Here is a 19,101-nt window from a genome sequence, read left to right as displayed (position 1 = left end):
GCGCACGCCGCGGATGACGGTCCTCAGCGTCAACGTCAACAAGATCGCGGTGCTGCGCAACGCGCGCGGCGGGCGCACCCCGGACGTCGTGCGTGCGGCGACCGTGTGCCTGGACGCGGGCGCCCACGGCATCACCGTGCACCCGCGGCCCGATGCCCGCCACATCCGCGCCGACGACGTGCTGGCGCTGGCCGCGCTGTGCCGTGGGCGCGGGGTCGAGTTCAACCTCGAAGGCAATCCGTTCGCGCCGCCGCGGCCGGGCTATCCCGGCTTCCACGCCCTGTGCGCGCAGGCGCGGCCGGCGCAGGCGACGCTGGTGCCCGATGCCGACAGCCAGCTCACCTCCGACCACGGCTTCGACTTCGCCCGCGACAGCGCGCGCCTGCGCCCGCACGTCGCCGCACTGCGGCAGCTCGGCTGCCGGGTCAGCCTGTTCGTGGACGCCGGCGGCGATGTCGGCGCGGCCGCCGGCGTCGGCGCGGACCGGATCGAGCTGTACACCGGCCCCTACGCCGCCGCTTACGCCGCGGGGGCAGCGGAAACCGCGCTTGCCGCCTGCACCGACAGCGCACGTCGCGCGGCCGCCGCAGGGCTCGGGGTCAACGCCGGACACGACCTCAGCCAGGACAACCTCGCTGCCTTCCTGTCCGCCGTGCCCGGCGTGCTCGAGGTCTCGATCGGCCACGCGTTGATCGACGAGGCGCTGTACGCGGGCCTGGACGCGACCGTGCGCGGCTACCTGCGGCTGCTGGCCGCGACCTGACTCTCTGTCGCGGACCAGCCATCCATTCCCGGGAACTGGACTCGGAAAGAGGCGCCGCCGGGTCGGCTACGTCCTGTCTTCGGGTGGGCTAAGTCCTGTCTTCAAGTCGGGCGCAGGCTATCCAGGATCTGCACTCCACGAAATCGGCTTCGGACGGAGTCGCGGCCCGGCAGGCTGGGCGCTGCACCTTCCCGACGACGTCCTGTCATTGAAGTTGGGCGCAGCTCATCTTTGGCCTGATCTCGAGTCATGGCCTGGCTTCGGGAGATCGGCTTCGGAGGGAGTCGCCGCCCGGTGGGCTGGGGCTGCTGCACCTTCCTGACGACCTCCTGTCTTAAAGCCGGGGCGCAAGCCATCCCTGACCTGACATGCCGTCACGCCTGCAATCGGCAGATCGGCTTCGGAGGGAGTCGCCGCCCGGCGAGCTGGGGGTGCTGCGCCCTCCTGACGACCTCCTGTCCTCAAGTCGGGGCATGGCCTGACCTCGGGAGATCGGCTTCGGACGGAGTCGCCGCCCGGCGGGCTGGGGGTGCTGCGCCCTCCTGACGACCTCCTGTCTTTAAGTCGGGTCGTGGGCCATCCATGGCCCACTCTTCGCACCCCCAGCCCGCCGGGCGGCGACTGCGCGAGATTGGAGTCCGTCGCTTCGGGCTGGTTTCTCTACAAGCGCCGACTCACTTGCCAGAAGCCGGTGGCCCGGCCTGTGCGGGACCGTCGGCGGCATGGATGCCGCCGAGGAGCCTACAGGGACGTATTCACGGCGTGTCCCGCACAGGCCGGGCCACCGGCTTCCCTCCGCGGGGGTTCCCGCGCTGGGAGAGAACTCTGACCGTCCCACACGGGATGCGATGTCCGCGTAGTTGTCGAGGGCAAATGGATGCCAGGGGAGATCGTGGTTGGAGGAATTCCGCTGCCGGCCGCAGGGGCGAAGCGATGCGTTCGCGGAGTACCGCTTCGCGCACCGCCGAGCGCCTGGGGGCTGCGCCGCAGGGCCGCGCCCGCGCAGCGAGGATTCACGGCGTGTCCCGCACAGGTCGGGCCGCAGCTTCCTCGGCACAATCCGTACCCGGGAGTGGGACCAAAAAAACGCCGCCCTGGAAGGGGCGGCGCAATGAAGGTAGGTAAGCGTCGCGGCGCGCGGGCGCGCCGGTGGAGCGTGTGGCGTTACTTCTTGACGAAGCCGATCTTCTGCATCTGCGCGTTGCGCGCAGCTGCCAGGACCTTGGCCAGGATGCCGTAGTCGGCATCCTCGTCGGTATCGATCTGCAGCGTCGGCTGGTTGTTGGGGTCGCGTTCGACCTCGGCCTCCATCATGTTCTGCAGGGCCGTAACCGGCGCCGGGCTGTCGTTCCAGTACACCTGCCCGGCGGCATCGATGCGCAGGTCGATCGGCTCCGGCGGATTCTTCTGTTCCGGCGGCGGCGTCAGCGACCGCTGCGGCAGGTCGATGTCGATCGGGTACGACGGCGTCGGCGCAGTCACCATGAAGATGATGAGCAGCACCAACAGCACGTCGGCCAGCGGGATGATGTTCATGTCCACCAGCAGTCCTTCGCCGGTGCTGTTGCTGATATCCATGTCTGGACTCCGGTCAGTGGCGCTTGTCGCGCTCGGAGACGAACCCGACCTTGCGGATGCCCTGGGCCTGGGCGGTGTTGACCACCTGCGCGATCGACCGATACTTGGTGGTCGCGTCGCCGCGGATGTTGACCGCGGGCTGCGGGGTCTTCTGCGCCTCGACCGAGAGCTGGCTCTCGAGCATGGCGGGGGTCACCGGCTGGTCGTTCCAGAACAGCTGGCCACCGGCGGTCACGGTAACCGTGACCGGCGGCGCCGGCGGCACCTTGTCGTCCCTCTGCTCCAGGGTGGCCTTGGGCAGCTCGACCACGACCTTGTGGGTCATCAGCGGTGCGGTCACCATGAAGATGATGAGCAGCACCAGCAACACGTCGATCAACGGCACGACGTTGATGGCCGAGGTTTCCTTGATGTCGCCTGCGTTAATGCTGAATGCCATGTCGGGACTCCGTCAGTCGCCTCGCTGTGCGGTCCGTCTCAGGCCTTGTGCGCCGTTTCGCCCACCCGTGCACCGGTGGCGAAGAAGTCGTGCAGGTCGTGTGCGAAGGTGTCGAACTGATTGTAGGTGACGCGGTTCTGGCGCACGAAGAAGTTGTACGCGAGCACCGCCGGGATCGCCGTGAACAGGCCGAGCGCGGTCATGATCAGCGCCTCGCCGACCGGGCCGGCGACCGCGTCGATCGACGCCTGGCCGGTGGCGCCGATGCGGATCAGGGCGCTGTAGATGCCCCACACCGTACCCAGCAGACCGACGAACGGGGCGGTCGAACCGACCGTCGCCAGCACCGTCAGGCCCGATTCCAGGCGCATCGACTCGCGGGTCACGCCCTGGCGCAGGGCGCGGTCGACGAACTCGGAGCGGTTCAGCGACTCGACCAGGCGCGAGCCTTCCTGGCGGTGGTGGTGGGCGGCGGCCTGGGCGGCGTCGAGCGCGATCTTGGAGAACGGCTCGGTCTTGCGCTGCTCTTCCATGTAGCGGATCGCGTCCTGCGCGTTGGTGGTTTCCCAGAACGTGCTGATGACGCGGTCCGCGTTGCGGCGCAGGCTGATGTTCTTGAACGCGTTGATCACGATCCAGTAGACCGACATGGCCGACATGATCAACAGCGTGATCAGCACGACCCAGGACACCGCATAGGCGCCGGGGTTGTTGATCATTTCCGTGAGCAGATGGTCCACGCCCATCTGCGTCAGGGCGGAAGCGGCGTTGCCTCCGGTCGCAGCGGCGGCTTGAGTGGTTTCCTGCAGCATGACGCTTACCTTTGGATGTTGTGGTTTGGGGGTATTAGGGCCTTGGCGGCCACGATCACTGAATCAAGCAAAACGCAGTAAAACAGGGTGTTAGCGAGGCATCATGAAATTGACATCGACCGTAGCTTCACCACCCACTTTCTGGCCTCTCCGCATACCCGGATTGACCTTCCAGCGCTTGACGCCCGCGACTGCAGCACGATCCAGATCACGGTTGCCGCTACTCTTGTAGACGCTTGCGGACGTCACATTACCTTGGGCATCGAACGAGATCTTCACGACGACCAAGCCCTCAACGCCCCTCCGCTGCGCCTCGCGCGGATACTGGATTGGATACTGCGACCGCGTACTCGCATCGACAGTACCGCCTGCGATGTCCGGGGTGGCGGCCGGCGGCGCCGGCGGGGCCGGCGGCGGCGCCTGGATGTCCATCGCCGTGGGCTCGTCGAACACCACCGGCGGCTCTTCCGGCGGCGGCGGGATCGGCGAAGGCTGCGGCGGCGCCAGCTGCTTGATCTCCTGCGGCTTGGGCGGTTCCGGCGGCGGCGGCGGCGGCGGCGGCGGCGGCGGCGGCGGCTCGATGATCACCACCCGGGTCACGTCCTCGTCCTGCTTGTCCTGCCCCGGAGGCGCGACCGGCGCCAGCAGCAGCAGCAACGCCGCCGCATGGACCGCGATCACAAAGGAGAGGCCGGTGATGCGGGGCCAATTCAGGCCACCATCGCGATCGTCGTGCTTGTCGCTCGTCGGCAAGGGTTGCGTCATGCGGGGGGAACTCGGGTGTGGCCGGGCGCCACGGCGCCACGGGAAAAATTGAGCCGCGGCCGTTTCCGGCCGCGGGAATTTCCAAGCTTATACCAATCTGCCGAACGGATACCAATGCCCCGTTCGCAGAAAATCACTTCCCTGCAGGGCCCAGCAGGCGCTTGGCGGCTGCCGTGTCCTTGACGCCCTTGTCGAGCGCCTGCTGCGCGGCGGCCCTGGCTTCGGCGGCGTGGCCGGCCTCCGCCTGGATCTTGGCCAGGTTCAACGCCGCTTCGCCGTCGGCCGCCATCGGTGCCGCCCGCTTGTACATCTCGATCGCGGTCGGCAGGTTGTCGGCGTAGTACGCCCTTTGCCCGAGCACCATGTAGTCCCGGGCCAGATCCGGCCCGGGCTTGATCACGCCCTTGGCTATGCCGTCCTCGATCACCGCCCGTGCCTGCGCGTCCTTGTCGGCATTGATGTAGCTCACGTACAGCGCGCGGTACTCGTTGGCTTCGGTCAGCTGGCCCTTGGCCAGCGCGGAGGCGAGCAGCGCCACGGCCTTGTCCGGCTGGTTGGACTGCTGGTAGGCGGCGACCGCGTTCACCCGCAGGGTCCGGTCGTCCGGGTGCGCCGCCAGCAGCCGGCCATAGAGCTCGCCGGCGTCGGCGTAGCGCTCCAGCGCCATCAGGATGCCGCCGCGCAGGCTCTGCGCCTCGAGCTTGTCGGACTTGGTCTCGGCGAGGAAGCGGTCCAGGGTCTGCAGCGCCTGCGCGTTCTGCCCGAGCCCGTACTGCGTCACCGCCAGGTTGAACATCACCGTGTAGTGGTTGTTGTTGTCGAGGCCATCGGCAGCGAGCGCCTTGCCGAAATAGACCGCGGCGGCAGCATCGTCACCGGCGGCGGCGGCGGCGCTGCCCGCGAGCTGGTAGGCGAACGCCTGCTCGTAGGCATTGGCGTCGGCGCCGGCGGCAATCGCATCAGCCTTGGCGATGACACCGGCGTAGTCCTGTGCCTCGTACTTCTCCTGCGCGTCCTGCAACGCCTTGAGGGTGTGTTTGGTCGCCTTCGCCTCGGGCTCTTGTCGGGTCGCCTGCGGGTATTGCGCCGCGACCGGCTCGGTTGCCTTGGCCTCCTGCGCGGCCTTGGCGCGCGCGGCGTCGCGTTTCTGCCGCAAGCTCTGCTGGCCGACGCCGTATTCCTGGGCCCAGGCCGGCGCAAGCATGGCCAGCGACAGCAGGGCGGCGCCCAGAACCGCGAACAGCGGCGTGGATCGGGGGGAATGGGTGTTCATGCAAGCACCTCGTCGTTCATGTTCCGTCGGCCACGGCTTCGCATGACCGGATTGCAGCCGGACACGCTAGCAGAAAACACCGGCGCCCCGCAGCCCGTCGCACGGGGGATGTGACGGCGGTCGGATTTTATCCGCTGCAAGCCGGACGCTTGCCGGCTGTCCGCGCCTGCGCATAGGTGGCGGCCAGGCCGGCGGCGCGGGCGCGCAATTCCCCGATCCGACTCTGCGGATCCGGGTGCGTGGACAGCCATTGCGGCGGCCGGCTGCCGCCGGCGGCGAGCATGTTCTGCCACAGTGCGACCGCTGCCTGCGGGTCGAAGCCCGCCTGCGCCATCAGTTGCTGGCCGACGACATCGGCTTCGGATTCCTGCGCGCGCGAGCCGGGCAGCAGGAATCCGGTCTGCGCCAGGAGGCTGCCGCCCTGCACCGCGGCGTTGGCGGCGCCGCTGCCGTAGCGCGAGCCCAGCAACGCGCCGACGATCTGCAACGCACCGGAGGCGCCGGCCTGGCGGGTGATGCGCTCGTCGTGGTGGCGCGAGACGACGTGGCCGATCTCGTGCGCGATCACCGCCGCCAGCTGGTCCTGGTTGCGGGCGACCTTGAAGATCCCGGTGTAGATGCCGACCTTGCCGCCCGGCAATGCGAATGCGTTGGGATCATCGTCGGCGAACACCGCGACCTCCCAGCCGCCCTGCCGCCACGGCTGCGGCAGGACCGCCACCAGGTCGTCGACCACGCAGCGCACGTAAGCCAGCTGTCGCGGGTCCTGGCTCAGCGGTTTCTGCTGCTTCTGCTCGGCGAAGGCGCGGGTCCCGAGCAGGTTGAGCTCCTGCTGCGACACCGCGCCGACGTATTGCGTGCGCCCGGTCGGCGAGACGGTCGTGGCGCAGGCCGCCGCCAGCGCGGCGATCGCGAGGGACAGCAGCAAGGACTTCATGGGCGGCTCCATTCAGCGAAGGCTGCCGTTGTAACGGCGCAATCCTGAAGGTCGCGTCAACCCGCGCACAAGGGGCGCCGTCCGCGCCCGCTACACGTCGAGGTTGGCGACCTTGAGCGCGTTGTCCTCGATGAACTCGCGCCGCGGCTCGACCACGTCGCCCATCAGGGTGCCGAAGATCTGGTCGGCGGCGACCGCGTCCTCGATCCGCACCCGCAGCAGGCGCCGGGTGTCCGGATTGACCGTGGTCTCCCACAGCTGCTCCGGATTCATCTCGCCCAGGCCCTTGAAACGCTGGATCTGGCGGCCCTTCTTGGCTTCCTCCAGCAGCCACGCCTGCGCCTGGGCGAAATCGGCCACCGCCTGAGTGCGGTTGCCGCGCACGATCTGCGCACCCTCGCGCACCAGCCCGTGCAGCAGCAGCGCGGCCTCGCGCAGCGCACGCAGTTCGCCGCTCTCGAACACCGCCAGCGGCAGCACCTGCAGCAGCTCCTCGCCCATGTGCCGGCGCTTGACCAGCAAGGCGGCCTGGTGCGTCGCGGTGGCCGGCTGCAGGGCCAGCGCATAGCGCGGCTTGCCCGCGCCGACGCGATTCAGGCGCGCTTCCAGCGCATCCAGCTCGTGGCGCTCGTCGATGTTCTGCACCAGGTGCGCGGCGTCCAGCGGGGTGAAGTCGATCAGCGCCGCGAGTACGTTGGGGTCGTAGCGGTGGGCGTTGCGTGCGATCGCCTCGCGCGCGGCGGCGTAAGCCAACAACAGCTTCTCCAGCGCCGCGCCGGTGATCGGCGGCTCGCCGGCGGCGGGGACCAGCGCCGCGCCCTCCACCGCGTTGCTGGCGAGGTAGGCGTCCAGCGCCGCGTCGTCCTTCAGGTACAGCTCGGTCTTGCCCTGCTTGACCTTGTACAGCGGCGGCAGGCCGATGTAGATGTGGCCGCGCTCGATCAGTTCCGGCATCTGCCGGTAGAAGAACGTCAGCAGCAGGGTGCGGATGTGGGCGCCGTCGACGTCGGCGTCGGTCATGATGATGATGCGGTGGTAACGCAGCTTGTCCGGGTTGTACTCGTCGCGGCCGATGCCGGTGCCCAGCGCGGTGATCAGCGTGCCGACCTGTTCGGACGACAGCATGCGGTCGAAGCGCGCGCGCTCGACATTGAGGATCTTGCCGCGCAACGGCAGCACCGCCTGGTTCTTGCGATTGCGGCCCTGCTTGGCCGAGCCGCCGGCCGAGTCGCCCTCGACGATGAACAGCTCGCTCAGCGCCGGATCCTTCTCCTGGCAGTCGGCGAGCTTGCCGGGCAGGCCGGCGATGTCCAGCGCGCCCTTGCGCCGGGTCAGGTCGCGGGCCTTGCGCGCGGCTTCGCGCGCGCGCGCGGCGTCGACGATCTTGCCGGCGATGGCCTTGGCCTCGACCGGGTGCTCCTGCAGGAATTCCTCCAGGCGCGCGCCGAAGGTGCTTTCGACCACCGGCCTGACGTCGGAGCTGACCAGCTTTTCCTTGGTCTGGCTGGAGAAGCTCGGATCCGGCACCTTGACCGACAGCACCGCGATCAGGCCTTCGCGCATGTCGTCGCCGGACAGGTTGACCTTGGCCTGCCTGGCGATTCCGTTCTGCTCGATGTAGTTGCTCAGCGTGCGCGTCAGCGCCGCGCGGAATCCCTGCAGGTGGGTGCCGCCGTCCTTCTGCGGGATGTTGTTGGTGAAGCAGAACATCGTCTCCTGATAGGAGTCGGTCCACTGCAGGGCGACGTCCACGACGATGCCGTTCTGCTCGCCGGTCACCGAGATCACGTTCGGGTGCAGCGGCGTCTTCAGTTGCGCCAGGTGCTCGACGAAGGAGCGGATGCCGCCCTGGTAGTGGAACACGTCGCGCTTGCCCTCGCCGCGTTCGTCGTTCAGGGCGATGCCGACGCCGGAATTGAGGAACGACAGCTCGCGCAGGCGGCGGGCCAGGATCTCGTAGCGGAATTCGACGTCGCTGAAGATGTCGGCCGCCGGTCGGAAACGCAGCAGGGTGCCGCGCTTTGTGGACGCCTCGAGTTGCTGCAGCGGGTACAGCGGTTCGCCCAGCGCGTATTCCTGGCGGTAGTGGAAGCCGTCGCGCCAGATGTCGAGCCACAGGTGCTCGCTCAGCGCGTTGACCACCGACACGCCGACGCCGTGCAGGCCGCCGGACACCTTGTAGCTGTTGTCGTCGAATTTTCCGCCGGCGTGCAGCACGGTCATGATGACCTCGGCCGCGGACACGCCCTCTTCCTTGTGGATGTCCACCGGGATGCCGCGGCCGTTGTCGGACACCGAGACCGAACCATCCTCGTGCAGCGTCACCGCGACCTCGTCGGCGTGGCCGGCAAGGGCTTCGTCGATCGAGTTGTCGACGACCTCGAACACCATGTGGTGCAGGCCGGTGCCGTCGTGCACGTCGCCGATGTACATGCCCGGACGCTTGCGCACGGCCTCCAGCCCGCGCAGGACGGTGATCTTGCTGGAATCGTAGGTTTGCGAGTCCGCTGGCGACGGGGTCGCGGTGGTGGCCGTTTCGTGTGGTTGCGACATGCGGTGACAGGCTCCCGTGACGCGGTCGGCAAAAGCCGGCGGCGCATCGAAGACACATTAGCTATGGATGCGTGAAGTATAGCAATCCGGGCCTGGGCCGCTGCGGTTTCAGGGTGCGGCCGCGGCCGGCCCTTCCGCCAGGATCCGGCCTTGTTCCACGTGGAACACCTGCGGGACGAGGTCCCGCGCCAGTCCCGCCGGAGGCTCGGTTCCGGTGATCAAGACCTGCGCGCCGTAACCGTGCAGGCGCTGCAGCACCAGCGCCTGATGGGCCCGGTCCAGTTCCGAGGCCAGGTCGTCCAGTGCCACCACCGGCCACTCGCCGCGCACCGCGGCCTGGTGCTCGGCCTGGGCCAGCAAGACGGCCAGTGCCGTCAGCTTGGCCTGCCCGCGCGACAGGGCTTCGCGGCCGGGGATCGTCGCGTGGTCGATGCGCCAGTCGGCGCGGTGCGGTCCCACGGAGGTGAACCCGGCGGCGAGGTCGCGTTCGCGCGCCAGCAGCAGGGCGTCGGCCAGCGGCAACTCCTCCCGCCGCCAGCCGGGCAGGAAACGCAGCTGCGAACCGCCCGCTCCAGGCAGCAGGGCCTGGGTGGTCGCGGCCAGATAGGGCTGCAATTGCTCCAGGTAGCGCTCGCGGTAGCGGGTCAGGACGGTCCCGGCCTGGTCGAGCTCGCGCTCCCAGGCCTCGAGCTGGCCGTCGCCGCGGCGTGTCTTGAGCAGGCTGTTGCGCTGCTTCAGGGCGCGGACATAGCGACGCCACAGCGGCAGGAAAGCCGGTTCCACGTGGAACAACCCCCAATTCAGGAACCGCCGGCGCGGCTCGGCCGATCCCATCACCAAGGCATGGCTGCCGGGCTCGAAGGTGACCACCGCCAGTGCGGCGCACAGATCCCCGAGCTGGGCCAGTGGGGTGCCGTCCAGACGTCCTTCCCAGGATTGGCCGGTGTGCCGCAAGCCGGCGCGACGGCTGCGACCGGAGACGCTCTCCCGCCACTCGACGAAAACCGCCACCGACTCGGCCCCGGCACGGACCAAGCCATCGCGCACCCGTCCGCGGAAGCTGCGGCCGTAGGCCATCAGGTGCAGGGCTTCCAACACGCTGGTCTTGCCGCTGCCGTTGGCGCCCAGGAGCAGGTTGAGGCCCGGAGCCGGAGCCAGGCTCGCGCTGTCGAAACAGCGCAAACCGCTGAATTCGAGCCGGGTTACCCGCATGCCGCCTCCCATCGACCGGGCGATCGGCAACAAACGAAACGCCCGGAGGGGACCGGGCGTTCGCGTTTCACGTGGAACCGCCGGGAGAGAGCCAGAGCCTCCGGCTGGTGCTGGCAGCCTGGATCCGGCAACCGGCGACGGCGCATCGGGCTCAGAGCCGCAGCGGCATCACCACGTGCCGGCATTTTTCGCTGCCGGCCTCGCGCACCAGCGCCGAGGAATTGGCATCGCGCAGCTGCAGAACCACGTGCTCTTCGCGCAGCGCCGAGAGGGCGTCGAGCAGGTAGTTGACGTTGAAGCCGATCGCCAGCGCATCGACCTTGGTCTCGGCTTCGACCTCTTCCTGCGCCTCTTCCTGTTCCGGATTGTGGGCGCTGATCTTCAGTTGCCCGGGCGAGACTTCGACCCGGACGCCGCGGTACTTCTCGTTGGACAGGATCGCGGCGCGCTGCAGGGCCGCGCGCAGGACCTCGCGATCGATCCGCACCTCGCGGTCGGCACCGATCGGGATCACCGCCTCGTAGTCGGGGAAGCGGCCGTCGATCAGCTTGCTGGTGAAGGTGACATCGTCGCGCTTGACCCGGATGTGGCTGCGGCCGACTTCCAGCTCCAGCTCGCGGTCGCCGCCCTCGAGCAGCCGCTGCAGCTCGGTCACGCCCTTGCGCGGCACGATGATCTGGCGCTTGGCGCTGGCCCCGGGCTCCAGTGCGGCCTCGCACAGGGCCAGCCGGTGGCCGTCGGTGGCCACGCAGCGCAGGGCCTGGTCGCGCAGGTCGAACAACAGGCCGTTGAGGTAATAGCGCACGTCCTGCTGTGCCATGGCGAAGGCGGTGCGCTCGATCAGTTCCTTCAGCGCGGCCTCGGGCACCTTGACCCGTTCAGTGGCCTCGACCTCGTCCACCGACGGGAAATCGTTGGCCGGCAGGCTGGTCAGGGTAAAGCGGCTGCGCCCGGCCTGCACCGTCACCTTGTCGCCGGACTGGGTCACGGTGACGTTGCTGCCGTCCGGCAAGGCCCGCACGATCTCGAACAACTTGCGCGCGGGGATCGTGGTTTCACCGTCCTGGCTGCCGTCGACCGCCTGGCGGGCGACCATCTCCACTTCCAGGTCGGTCCCGGTCAGCGACAGCTGGCCGTCGCGGACCTGCACCAGCAGGTTGGCCAGCACCGGCAGCGTCTGCCGGCGCTCGACGACGTTGACGACCTGCGCCAACGGTTTCAGGAAGACTTCGCGTTGCAGGCTGAAGCGCATGCGGACCCCTTGTCCCTGCTGTTTCGTTGCCCGGTGCCCAGGCTTCGAATGGATGGATAAATCAAAAGCGTGGTGGTGCTGGTGTCGTGAAATTCCGGTGATAACAAACTTAACGCGTTGAATTCATTCAGTTTTACTGCCGCTCCTGGCTGTGGGCAAGCGCTGCCGACCGGGGCGGACAAATTGTGGATAACGCGGGCCGTGCTCGTCGACGCGCAGGTTGTGCACAGCTTGTCCCCGGCTGGTCCACCCCTTTGTCGTCCACCGGACCCGCGGCTTGCCGGGTCCGGTCGCGGTCATTCGCTGAGCTTGCGGATCAGCTTGTCCCAGTCCTCGCGCAGCTTGCCGTCGGTCTCCTGCAGGTGCTTGATCTGGCGGCAGGCGTGCAGCACGGTCGTGTGGTCGCGGCCGGCGAACGCGTCGCCGATCTCCGGCAGCGAATGCTCGGTCAGCTCCTTGGCCAGCGCCATCGCCACCTGGCGCGGCCGGGCCAGCGAACGCGTCCGCCGCTTCGACAACAAGTCCTTGATCTGCAGTCCGTAGTAGTCTGCCACGACCTTCTGGATGTTGGCGATGCCGATCGCCTGCTGCTGCGCGCGCAGCAGGTCGCGCAGGGTTTCCTGGGCGAACTCGGCGGTGATCGCGCGGCCGGTGAAGTTGGCCCGCGCCGCCAGCGTGTTGAGCGCGCCCTCCAGGTCGCGGACGTTGGAGCGCATCTTCTTGGCGAGCAGGAACGCCACGTCCTCCGGGATCACCGTGCCGCGCTCGCGCGCCTTGGACAGCACGATCTGCGCGCGGGTCTCGAAGTCCGGCGGATCGATCGCCACCGACAGGCCCCAGCCCAGGCGCGACTTCAGCCGCGGCTCCAGGCCTTCGACCTCGCGCGGATAACGGTCGCAGGTGAGGATGATCTGCTGCTTGCCGTCGAACAGCGCATTGAAGGTGTGGAAGAACTCCTCCTGGGTGCGGTCCTTGCCGGCGAAAAATTGAATGTCGTCGATCAGCAGCGCGTCGATGCCCTGGAACTGGCGCTTGAACGCCTCCATGCCGCCGCTGGTCTTGTCGTACAGCGCCTTGGTGAAGGCGCTCATGAACTGCTCCGAGCGCAGGTACATCACCTTCATGCCCGGGCGGTTGGCGCGCATGGCGTTGCCGGCCGCGAACATCAGGTGGGTCTTGCCCAGGCCGGTGCCGCCGTACAGCAGCAGGGGATTGTGGGCACGGTCGCCGGGCTGCTGCGCGGCCTGCCAGGCGGCGGCGCGGCCGAGCTGGTTGCTGCGGCCCTCGACGAAGTTGTCGAAGGTGTAATGGCTGTCGAGGTGGCCCTGGAAGGGCGCGGCCGGCAGCGGGCGCGCGGCGGCGACGGCGGCCGGCGCGGGGACGGGCGCGGGGACGGGCGCGGCGCGGCGCAGCGAGCCGATTTCCAGGCTGACCTCGGGGCTGCCGGCGAAGTGCGCCAGCAGTTCGCGGATCCGCACCAGGTAGCGGTCGCGCACCTCGGCCATGACGAAGGCGTTGGGGGCGTACAGCACGTAGGCGTCGTCGCGCATCCCGGCCTGCAGGGGCTTGAGCCAGGTGTGCACGTCCTCGGCCGGGAATTCGGCTTCGAGACGTTCGAGGCAACGGGGCCAGGCATCCATGGGATCGACTGCTACCAAAAGGCTGGCCGCGCGACGCGGGCGGCGTCGCCATGCGGAAAAAACAACGGGATGCAGCAGACTACCACCGCACCCCGGGACACGCACCCGCGGCGCCGGCCACGTCCGTGCAACCAGGCGTTCGCGACCGCAGGCGGGTGCCGCGGTTGACCCGACAAGCCGCGGCCGGCTATGATTTCAAGTCTTTTCCGTCGCTTCACCGCACGAGTCCGTCATGGCCACCAAGCGCACCTACCAGCCCAGCAACCTCAAGCGCAAGCGCGACCACGGCTTCCGGGCCCGCATGAAGACCGCCGACGGCCGCAAGGTCCTCGCCCGTCGCCGTGCCAAGGGTCGCAAGCGCCTCTGCGCCTGATCGCCGCGCCGATGGCTGCGGCCGGCCGGCGCGGCCGCCGTTGTCCGTGACCACGCCGCTTTCTCCCTCGTCCCCACTGCCGCGCAGCCCCCGCACGGGTTTTCCGCGCACGGCACGGGTGCGCGCGCGCACCGAGTTCGACCGCGTGTTCGCCCAGGGCCGCCGCATCGCCTCTCCGCAACTGGCACTGCACTGGCTGCGTGACGGCCAGCTGCCGCGGCTCGGACTCGCGGTCTCGCGCAAGGTCGACCCCACCGCGGTCGGCCGCAACCGCATCAAGCGCAGCCTGCGCGAACAGTTCCGGCAGTCGCGTGCCGCGCTGGCGCCCGGCGCCTATGTCGTGGTCGCGCGCGCGCCGGCGACGCAGACGTCGAACCGCGAACTGCGGGCGGTCTTCGACGCCTTGCTGCAGCGCGCCGGCGCGTTGCCGCCACCGGAGACGCCCGGCACAATGCCCGCTCCCGATTCCCGGGACCGGCCTTCTTCCCCTTCGCTGCCGCGCCCAGGCACCGGCTGAGCCCGCCTGCCCGGTACCGCGCCATGACCCTGCCTGCATGAACCAGACCCGCACTTTCCTGATTTTCGCCTGGCTGGCGGTGGCGACCCTGTTGTTCCTCGCCTGGACCCAGGAACGCGCCGCGCCGCCGCCCGCGACGCCCGGCACCACCGCCCCGGTCGCGGTAGTCGACAGCGGCGACAGCACCGTGCCCGCGATCGCCAGCGCCCCGCTGCCGCAAACGCCGACCGCCCGCATGACGGCCGCGCCTGCCGCGGCGGCGACCGAGAGCGCCCAGCAGGCGCCGGCGATCACCGTCGTCACCGACGTGCTGCAGGTCCGGCTCGACGGCGGCGCGATCCGCCAGGCCGACCTGCCGGGCTATCCGCAGACCACCGCGCCCGGCAGCGCGCCGATGCGGCTGTTCGCCGAGGATCCGGCGCATTTCTTCCAGGCGCAGAGCGGCTGGGTCAGCAGCAGCGGACCGGCGCCCAGCCACGAGGCCGGCTTCATCCCGGTGCTGGCGGCGCGCACGCTGCGCCTGGCCGCCGGAGCCGACACCCTCGAGGTGCCGTTCCTGTGGCAGGGACCGGACGGCGTCAGCATTCGCCGCAGCTATGTCTTCACCCGCGGCGACTACGCGGTGCAGGTACGCGACGAGGTCGTCAACGCCGGCAGCCGGCCGTGGCAGGGGCACATTTACCGGCAGCTGCTGCGGGTGCCGCCGGTGGTCAAGACCGGATTCACCCGGCCCGAGTCCTACAGCTTCCACGGCGCCGCCTGGTTCACCCCGCAGGACAAGTTCGAGAAGCGCAAGTTCGCCGACTACCTCGAGGACGGCCCGCTGGACAAGCAGGTCACCGGCGGCTGGATCGCGATGCTGCAGCACCATTTCTTCGCCGCCTGGATCCCCGGCGCCGAGGACGCCAGCGTGTTCTCGCTGGCCGCCCCGCGCGGCGCCGGCGAGCGCCAGCTGGCGCTGATCCGCGAGCTCGGCCCCGGGGTCGCGGTGGCGCCGGGCGCGCGCGCCGTCACCAGCGCGCGGTTGTGGGTCGGCCCCAAGCTGGTCAAGCGGATCGAGGCCCAGCAGGTCCCGGGGCTGGAGCGCGCGGTCGACTTCAGCAGCTACTCGGTGATGGCCTGGCTGGCCGGCCTGCTGTTCGCGGTGCTGGCGTTCCTGCACGGCATCTTCGGCAACTGGGGCTGGGCGATCGTCGGCCTGGTGCTGGTGATCAAGCTGCTGATGTATCCGTTGTCGGCGGCGCAGTACAAGTCGGCGGCGAAGATGCGCCGGTTCCAGCCGCGCATCGAACAGCTCAAGGAGCGCTACGGCGACGACAAGCAGAAGTTCCAGCTGGCGATGATGGAGCTGTACAAGAAGGAGAAGATCAACCCGGTCGGCGGCTGCCTGCCGGTGCTGGTGCAGATGCCGGTGTTCCTGGCCCTGTACTGGACGCTGCTGGAGTCGGTGGAGCTGCGCCAGGCGCCGTGGATCGGCTGGATCCACAACCTGACCGCGCCCGATCCCTATTTCATCCTGCCGGCGATCAACATCGCGGTGATGTGGGCCACGCAGAAGCTGACCCCGACCCCGATTGCCGACCCGATGCAGCGCAAGATGATGCAGTACATGCCGGTGGCGATGGGCGTGATGTTCGCGTTCTTCCCCGCGGGCCTGGTGCTGTACTGGGTCACCAACGGCAGCCTCGGCCTGCTGCAGCAGTGGTGGATGCTGCGCAAGTACGGCGAAGCGCCGGCCAAGCCTGCCAAGGCGGGCTGACCCCGCGGGAGTCGCGCATCGACGCCGCCGACACCATCGCCGCGATCGCGACCGCCGCGGGCGCGGCGGGCGTGGGCATCGTGCGCCTGTCCGGGCCGCGCAGCGCGGCCATCGCCCGCGCGCTGTGCGGGCGCGACCTGCGGCCGCGGCACGCCAGCCACGTGCGCCTGCGCGACGCCGCCGGCGCGGCGATCGACGACGGCATCGCGCTGTACTTCGCCGCGCCGGCGAGCTTCACCGGCGAGGACGTGGTCGAGCTGCAGGCGCACGGCAGTCCGGTGCTCCTGCAGCAGCTGCTGGCGCGCTGCTGCGCGCTGGGCGCGCGGCTGGCGCGGCCGGGGGAGTTCAGCGAGCGCGCGTTCCGCAACGGCAAGCTCGACCTGGCCCAGGCCGAGGCGATCGCCGACCTGATCGCCGCCGGCGACACCCGTGCCGCGCGCGCGGCGCGGCGCGCGCTGGACGGCGAGTTCTCGCGCCGGGTCGAGGCGCTGGCCGCGCGCCTGCTGGCGCTGCGGGTGCAGGTGGAGGCGGCGATCGACTTCGCCGACGAGCCGCTGGAGACGCTCGGGCTGGATGCCGTCGCCGCCACGCTCGAGGCGCTGGACCGCGACCTGGATGCGCTGCTGGCCGCCGCCGAACGCGGCCGCAAGCTGCGCGACGGCCTGCACGCGGTGATCGTCGGCCCGCCCAACGCCGGCAAGAGCTCGCTGCTCAACATGCTGGCCGGCAGCGAGCGCGCCATCGTCACCGCCATCGCCGGCACCACCCGCGACCTGCTGACCGAGACCATCCGCAGCGACGGGATCGAACTGACCCTGGTCGACACCGCCGGCCTGCGCGACGGCGGCGACGCGATCGAGCGCGAGGGCATGCGCCGCGCGCGCGCCGAGCTGCAGCGCGCGGACCTGGCGTTGGCGGTGCTGGACGCACGCGATCCGGAAGCCGGTCGCGCCGCGGTCGCCGCGGCGGTCGCGGGGGTGCCGCGGTGCCTGTGGCTGCACAACAAGGCCGACCTGTTGCCCGCGCCGGTACCGGCGGACACCGACGCCGCGCTGTGGCTGTCGGCGCGCACCGGCGCCGGGCTGGACGCGCTCCGCGCGCGCCTGCGGGCGCTGGTGCTGGGTCCCGGCGCCGAGGCCGGCGAGGGCGCCTTCAGCGCGCGCGCGCGACAGGTCGAGGCGCTGCGCCGCGCCGGCGCGGACCTGCAGGCGGCCCGCGGCGCGCTCGCCGACCAGGCCCTGGACCTTGCCGCCGAGGCGCTGCGCTGCGGTCACGATGCGCTCGGCGAGATCACCGGCCGGGTTGTGCCGGAGGCGCTCCTGGGTCACATTTTCTCCACCTTCTGCATCGGCAAGTAGCCGGGCGCCGCCGTTCAGGCGGGCCGGGGGAGTTGACAAATGGCCCGCGCTGTCGCGTCCTAGGCGCACGTGCGGCCACGCACAGCCAGGGGAGCGTTTCCGATGTTCGTTGCGACAGCCTTGCAGGCACGACCGGCGCGGTTCCGGTTCGTCGCCGTCCTCGCGGTGCTCTGCGCCTTCGCAGGGTGCAAGAAAGACCAGACCGCCACGCCGGAAACCGGCCCCGCCACCACGGCCACCGAGGGGGTGGTGGCGCCTGCGGTCTCCGACAAGGTCAGCGCGATGAGCGTGGACCAGCTGCGCGAGGCGGCCGGCACTGCGCTGCGCGAGCAGCGCCTGTATGCGCCGGCGGGCAACAGCGCGATGGAGTACTACCTCGCGCTGCGCGACAAGCAGCCCAACGATCCGGCCGTGTCCAGCGCGCTCACCGACCTGATGCCGTACGCGCTGATCGCCACCGAGCAGAGCATCGGCCGCGACGATTTCAGCGAGGCGCAGCGGCTGTACGCGCTGATGGAGAAGACCGACGCCAAGGCGCCGGCACTGCCGCGCCTGAAGCAGGCGATCGCCGACGGCCAGGCGTCGCTGGCCCAGCGCGCGCAGCAGGAACAACTGCAGAGCGAGGAGGAAGCCAAGCGCCGGGCCGAGCTGGAGAAGCAGCGCGCCGCCGACCAGCAGAAGGCGCAGCAGGAAGCGGCGCAGCGGCTGGCCGCGCAGCAGGCTGCCGACCAGCGCGCCGCAGCCGAGCGCGAGGCCGCCGAACGCGCCGCCCAGGCCCAGCGCGCGGCGCAGCAAGCCGCACCGCCGCCGGCTGCCGCGGCCCCGGCGCCGGCCGCGCCGCGGGTGTCCAACACGCTGCGGCCGATCAGCACCCCGGCGCCGAGTTATCCGCGCGAAGCGCAGCGCCGCGGCCGTTCCGGCGAGGTCGAGGTGGAGTTCACCGTCGGTACCGACGGCACCGTGACCTCGGCGCGGGTGGTGCGGGCCTCGCCGCCGCGGATCTTCGATCGCGAGGCGCTGTCGGCGGTGAACCGCTGGCGCTTCCAGCCGGTCGGGTCGGCGGTGACCACGCGCCGCACGATCCAGTTCAAGCCGGCGGAATAGGCGCCGCGCACGACGGCCGCAACGGCCGGATCGCAAAAAGCCCGGCACGCAGCCGGGCTTTTTGCTGGTTCTTTTCCCTAGTGCGGGGATCTCTGCGAGGGAACCCGGCGGCCGGGTTGTTGCAGGACGCGCCGCGAATACATGCTTCAAGCGCGGAAGCTGCCGCGGGGAAGCCGGCGGCCCGGCCTGCGTGGACACACCGTGAATCCATCCCGCAAGTGCGGAAACATCTGTAGGGGAAGCCGCCGTGAATACGTCCCTGTAGGCTCCTCGGCGGCATCCATGCCGCCGACGGTCCCGCACAGGCCGGGCCACCGGCTTCCAGGCAAGTAAGTTGGCGCCTGCAGAAAAAACCGGCCGAAGCGGTGACCTCCAATCTCGCCAAGTCGCCGGCCGGCGGGTTGGGGGTGCGGAGAGTGGGCCATGGATGGCCCACGACCCGACTTAAAGACAGGAGGTTGTCAGGAGGGCGCAGCACCCCCAGCCCGCCGGGCGGCGACTCCCTCCGAAGCCGATCTCACAAGAGCAGGCCACGACTCGAAGTCAGGCCAAGCCACAGCCTGCGCCCCGGTTGGAAGACAGAACATCGTCAGGAGGGCGCAACACTCCAGCCCGCCGGGCGGCGACTCCGTCCGAAGCCGATCTCACAAGAGCAGGCCACGACTCGAAGTCAGGCCAGGCCACAGCCTGCGCCCCGACTGGAAGACAGGACATCGTCAGGAAGGCGCAGCACCCTCCAGCCGCTGGGCGGCGACTTTGTCCGAAG

General features: G+C 69.8%; 16 protein-coding genes. 6 read left to right on the top strand and 10 right to left on the bottom strand.

All coding sequences use genetic code 11. The annotated features are described in order from the left end of the window. Positions 1-13: 13 nt before the first annotated feature. Positions 14-763: a pyridoxine 5'-phosphate synthase gene (locus D0Y53_RS03705; RefSeq protein WP_117201865.1), complete on the top strand. Its 750-nt coding sequence runs from the start codon at positions 14-16 to the stop codon at positions 761-763. Between the two features lie 1,164 nt (positions 764-1,927). Here D0Y53_RS03705 and D0Y53_RS03700 read toward each other — a convergent pair. The 10 genes from D0Y53_RS03700 to dnaA form a co-directional block, all read right to left on the bottom strand. Continuing rightward, positions 1,928-2,341 carry an ExbD/TolR family protein gene (locus D0Y53_RS03700; protein WP_117201864.1) on the bottom strand — a complete coding sequence of 138 codons (414 nt, stop codon included), beginning with the start codon at positions 2,339-2,341 and terminating at the stop codon, positions 1,928-1,930. A 13-nt stretch (positions 2,342-2,354) separates the two neighbouring features. After that, positions 2,355-2,780 carry an ExbD/TolR family protein gene (locus D0Y53_RS03695; RefSeq protein WP_117201863.1) on the bottom strand — a complete coding sequence of 142 codons (426 nt, stop codon included), beginning with the start codon at positions 2,778-2,780 and terminating at the stop codon, positions 2,355-2,357. A gap of 38 nt (positions 2,781-2,818) precedes the next feature. After that, positions 2,819-3,592, bottom strand: coding sequence for a MotA/TolQ/ExbB proton channel family protein (locus tag D0Y53_RS03690; protein ID WP_117201862.1), 774 nt, complete (start codon positions 3,590-3,592; stop codon positions 2,819-2,821). 90 nt (positions 3,593-3,682) lie between these two features. Next, the gene (locus D0Y53_RS13180; RefSeq protein WP_117201861.1) at positions 3,683-4,357 is read right to left on the bottom strand and encodes an energy transducer TonB; all 675 of its coding nucleotides are present in this window, start codon (positions 4,355-4,357) and stop codon (positions 3,683-3,685) included. A gap of 133 nt (positions 4,358-4,490) precedes the next feature. Next, positions 4,491-5,630: a tetratricopeptide repeat protein gene (locus tag D0Y53_RS03680; RefSeq protein ID WP_117201860.1), complete on the bottom strand. Its 1,140-nt coding sequence runs from the start codon at positions 5,628-5,630 to the stop codon at positions 4,491-4,493. A 127-nt stretch (positions 5,631-5,757) separates the two neighbouring features. Next, complete coding sequence (locus D0Y53_RS03675; protein ID WP_117202050.1) at positions 5,758-6,567, bottom strand: M48 family metallopeptidase; 810 nt, start codon at positions 6,565-6,567, stop codon at positions 5,758-5,760. Positions 6,568-6,657: 90 nt separating this feature from the next. Beyond that, positions 6,658-9,120 carry a DNA topoisomerase (ATP-hydrolyzing) subunit B gene (gene gyrB / locus D0Y53_RS03670; protein WP_117201859.1) on the bottom strand — a complete coding sequence of 821 codons (2,463 nt, stop codon included), beginning with the start codon at positions 9,118-9,120 and terminating at the stop codon, positions 6,658-6,660. Between the two features lie 108 nt (positions 9,121-9,228). Next, positions 9,229-10,332, bottom strand: coding sequence for a DNA replication/repair protein RecF (gene recF / locus D0Y53_RS03665; RefSeq protein WP_117201858.1), 1,104 nt, complete (start codon positions 10,330-10,332; stop codon positions 9,229-9,231). Between the two features lie 151 nt (positions 10,333-10,483). Continuing rightward, positions 10,484-11,584 (bottom strand): DNA polymerase III subunit beta, encoded by a 1,101-nt coding sequence (gene dnaN, locus D0Y53_RS03660; protein WP_117201857.1) that lies wholly within the window; start codon positions 11,582-11,584, stop codon positions 10,484-10,486. 296 nt (positions 11,585-11,880) lie between these two features. Continuing rightward, positions 11,881-13,224 (bottom strand): chromosomal replication initiator protein DnaA, encoded by a 1,344-nt coding sequence (gene dnaA, locus D0Y53_RS03655; protein ID WP_117201856.1) that lies wholly within the window; start codon positions 13,222-13,224, stop codon positions 11,881-11,883. Between the two features lie 232 nt (positions 13,225-13,456). Between dnaA and rpmH the strand changes: the two genes are divergently transcribed. The 5 genes from rpmH (at position 13,457) to D0Y53_RS13175 (ending at position 18,335) form a co-directional block, all read left to right on the top strand. Further along, positions 13,457-13,597: a 50S ribosomal protein L34 gene (rpmH, locus tag D0Y53_RS03650; RefSeq protein ID WP_024868391.1), complete on the top strand. Its 141-nt coding sequence runs from the start codon at positions 13,457-13,459 to the stop codon at positions 13,595-13,597. 118 nt (positions 13,598-13,715) lie between these two features. Further along, the gene (gene rnpA / locus D0Y53_RS03645) at positions 13,716-14,114 is read left to right on the top strand and encodes a ribonuclease P protein component (protein ID WP_233511630.1); all 399 of its coding nucleotides are present in this window, start codon (positions 13,716-13,718) and stop codon (positions 14,112-14,114) included. Between the two features lie 37 nt (positions 14,115-14,151). Then, a complete protein-coding gene (yidC, locus tag D0Y53_RS03640) occupies positions 14,152-15,873 on the top strand; it encodes a membrane protein insertase YidC (RefSeq protein ID WP_117201855.1) in 1,722 nt (573 codons plus the stop codon). A 17-nt stretch (positions 15,874-15,890) separates the two neighbouring features. Next, a complete protein-coding gene (mnmE, locus tag D0Y53_RS03635; protein ID WP_117202047.1) occupies positions 15,891-17,231 on the top strand; it encodes a tRNA uridine-5-carboxymethylaminomethyl(34) synthesis GTPase MnmE in 1,341 nt (446 codons plus the stop codon). 102 nt (positions 17,232-17,333) lie between these two features. Beyond that, a complete protein-coding gene (locus D0Y53_RS13175) occupies positions 17,334-18,335 on the top strand; it encodes an energy transducer TonB (protein WP_117201854.1) in 1,002 nt (333 codons plus the stop codon). Positions 18,336-19,101: the final 766 nt, after the last annotated feature.

The sequence above is a fragment of the Cognatiluteimonas weifangensis genome (assembly GCF_003416885.1).
Lineage (GTDB): Bacteria > Pseudomonadota > Gammaproteobacteria > Xanthomonadales > Xanthomonadaceae > Cognatiluteimonas > Cognatiluteimonas weifangensis.
Note: the sequence above shows the minus strand (reverse complement) of the source record. Positions and strands in the feature narration are given on the sequence as shown.

Coding starts and splice junctions, on each gene's coding strand:
- D0Y53_RS03705 (WP_117201865.1), top strand. CDS start 14: ATGACGGTCCTCAGCGTCAACGTCAACAAGATCGCGGTGCTGCGCAAC.
- D0Y53_RS03700 (WP_117201864.1), bottom strand. CDS start 2,341: ATGGATATCAGCAACAGCACCGGCGAAGGACTGCTGGTGGACATGAAC.
- D0Y53_RS03695 (WP_117201863.1), bottom strand. CDS start 2,780: ATGGCATTCAGCATTAACGCAGGCGACATCAAGGAAACCTCGGCCATC.
- D0Y53_RS03690 (WP_117201862.1), bottom strand. CDS start 3,592: ATGCTGCAGGAAACCACTCAAGCCGCCGCTGCGACCGGAGGCAACGCC.
- D0Y53_RS13180 (WP_117201861.1), bottom strand. CDS start 4,357: ATGACGCAACCCTTGCCGACGAGCGACAAGCACGACGATCGCGATGGT.
- D0Y53_RS03680 (WP_117201860.1), bottom strand. CDS start 5,630: ATGAACACCCATTCCCCCCGATCCACGCCGCTGTTCGCGGTTCTGGGC.
- D0Y53_RS03675 (WP_117202050.1), bottom strand. CDS start 6,567: ATGAAGTCCTTGCTGCTGTCCCTCGCGATCGCCGCGCTGGCGGCGGCC.
- gyrB (WP_117201859.1), bottom strand. CDS start 9,120: ATGTCGCAACCACACGAAACGGCCACCACCGCGACCCCGTCGCCAGCG.
- recF (WP_117201858.1), bottom strand. CDS start 10,332: ATGCGGGTAACCCGGCTCGAATTCAGCGGTTTGCGCTGTTTCGACAGC.
- dnaN (WP_117201857.1), bottom strand. CDS start 11,584: ATGCGCTTCAGCCTGCAACGCGAAGTCTTCCTGAAACCGTTGGCGCAG.
- dnaA (WP_117201856.1), bottom strand. CDS start 13,224: ATGGATGCCTGGCCCCGTTGCCTCGAACGTCTCGAAGCCGAATTCCCG.
- rpmH (WP_024868391.1), top strand. CDS start 13,457: ATGGCCACCAAGCGCACCTACCAGCCCAGCAACCTCAAGCGCAAGCGC.
- yidC (WP_117201855.1), top strand. CDS start 14,152: ATGAACCAGACCCGCACTTTCCTGATTTTCGCCTGGCTGGCGGTGGCG.
- D0Y53_RS13175 (WP_117201854.1), top strand. CDS start 17,334: ATGTTCGTTGCGACAGCCTTGCAGGCACGACCGGCGCGGTTCCGGTTC.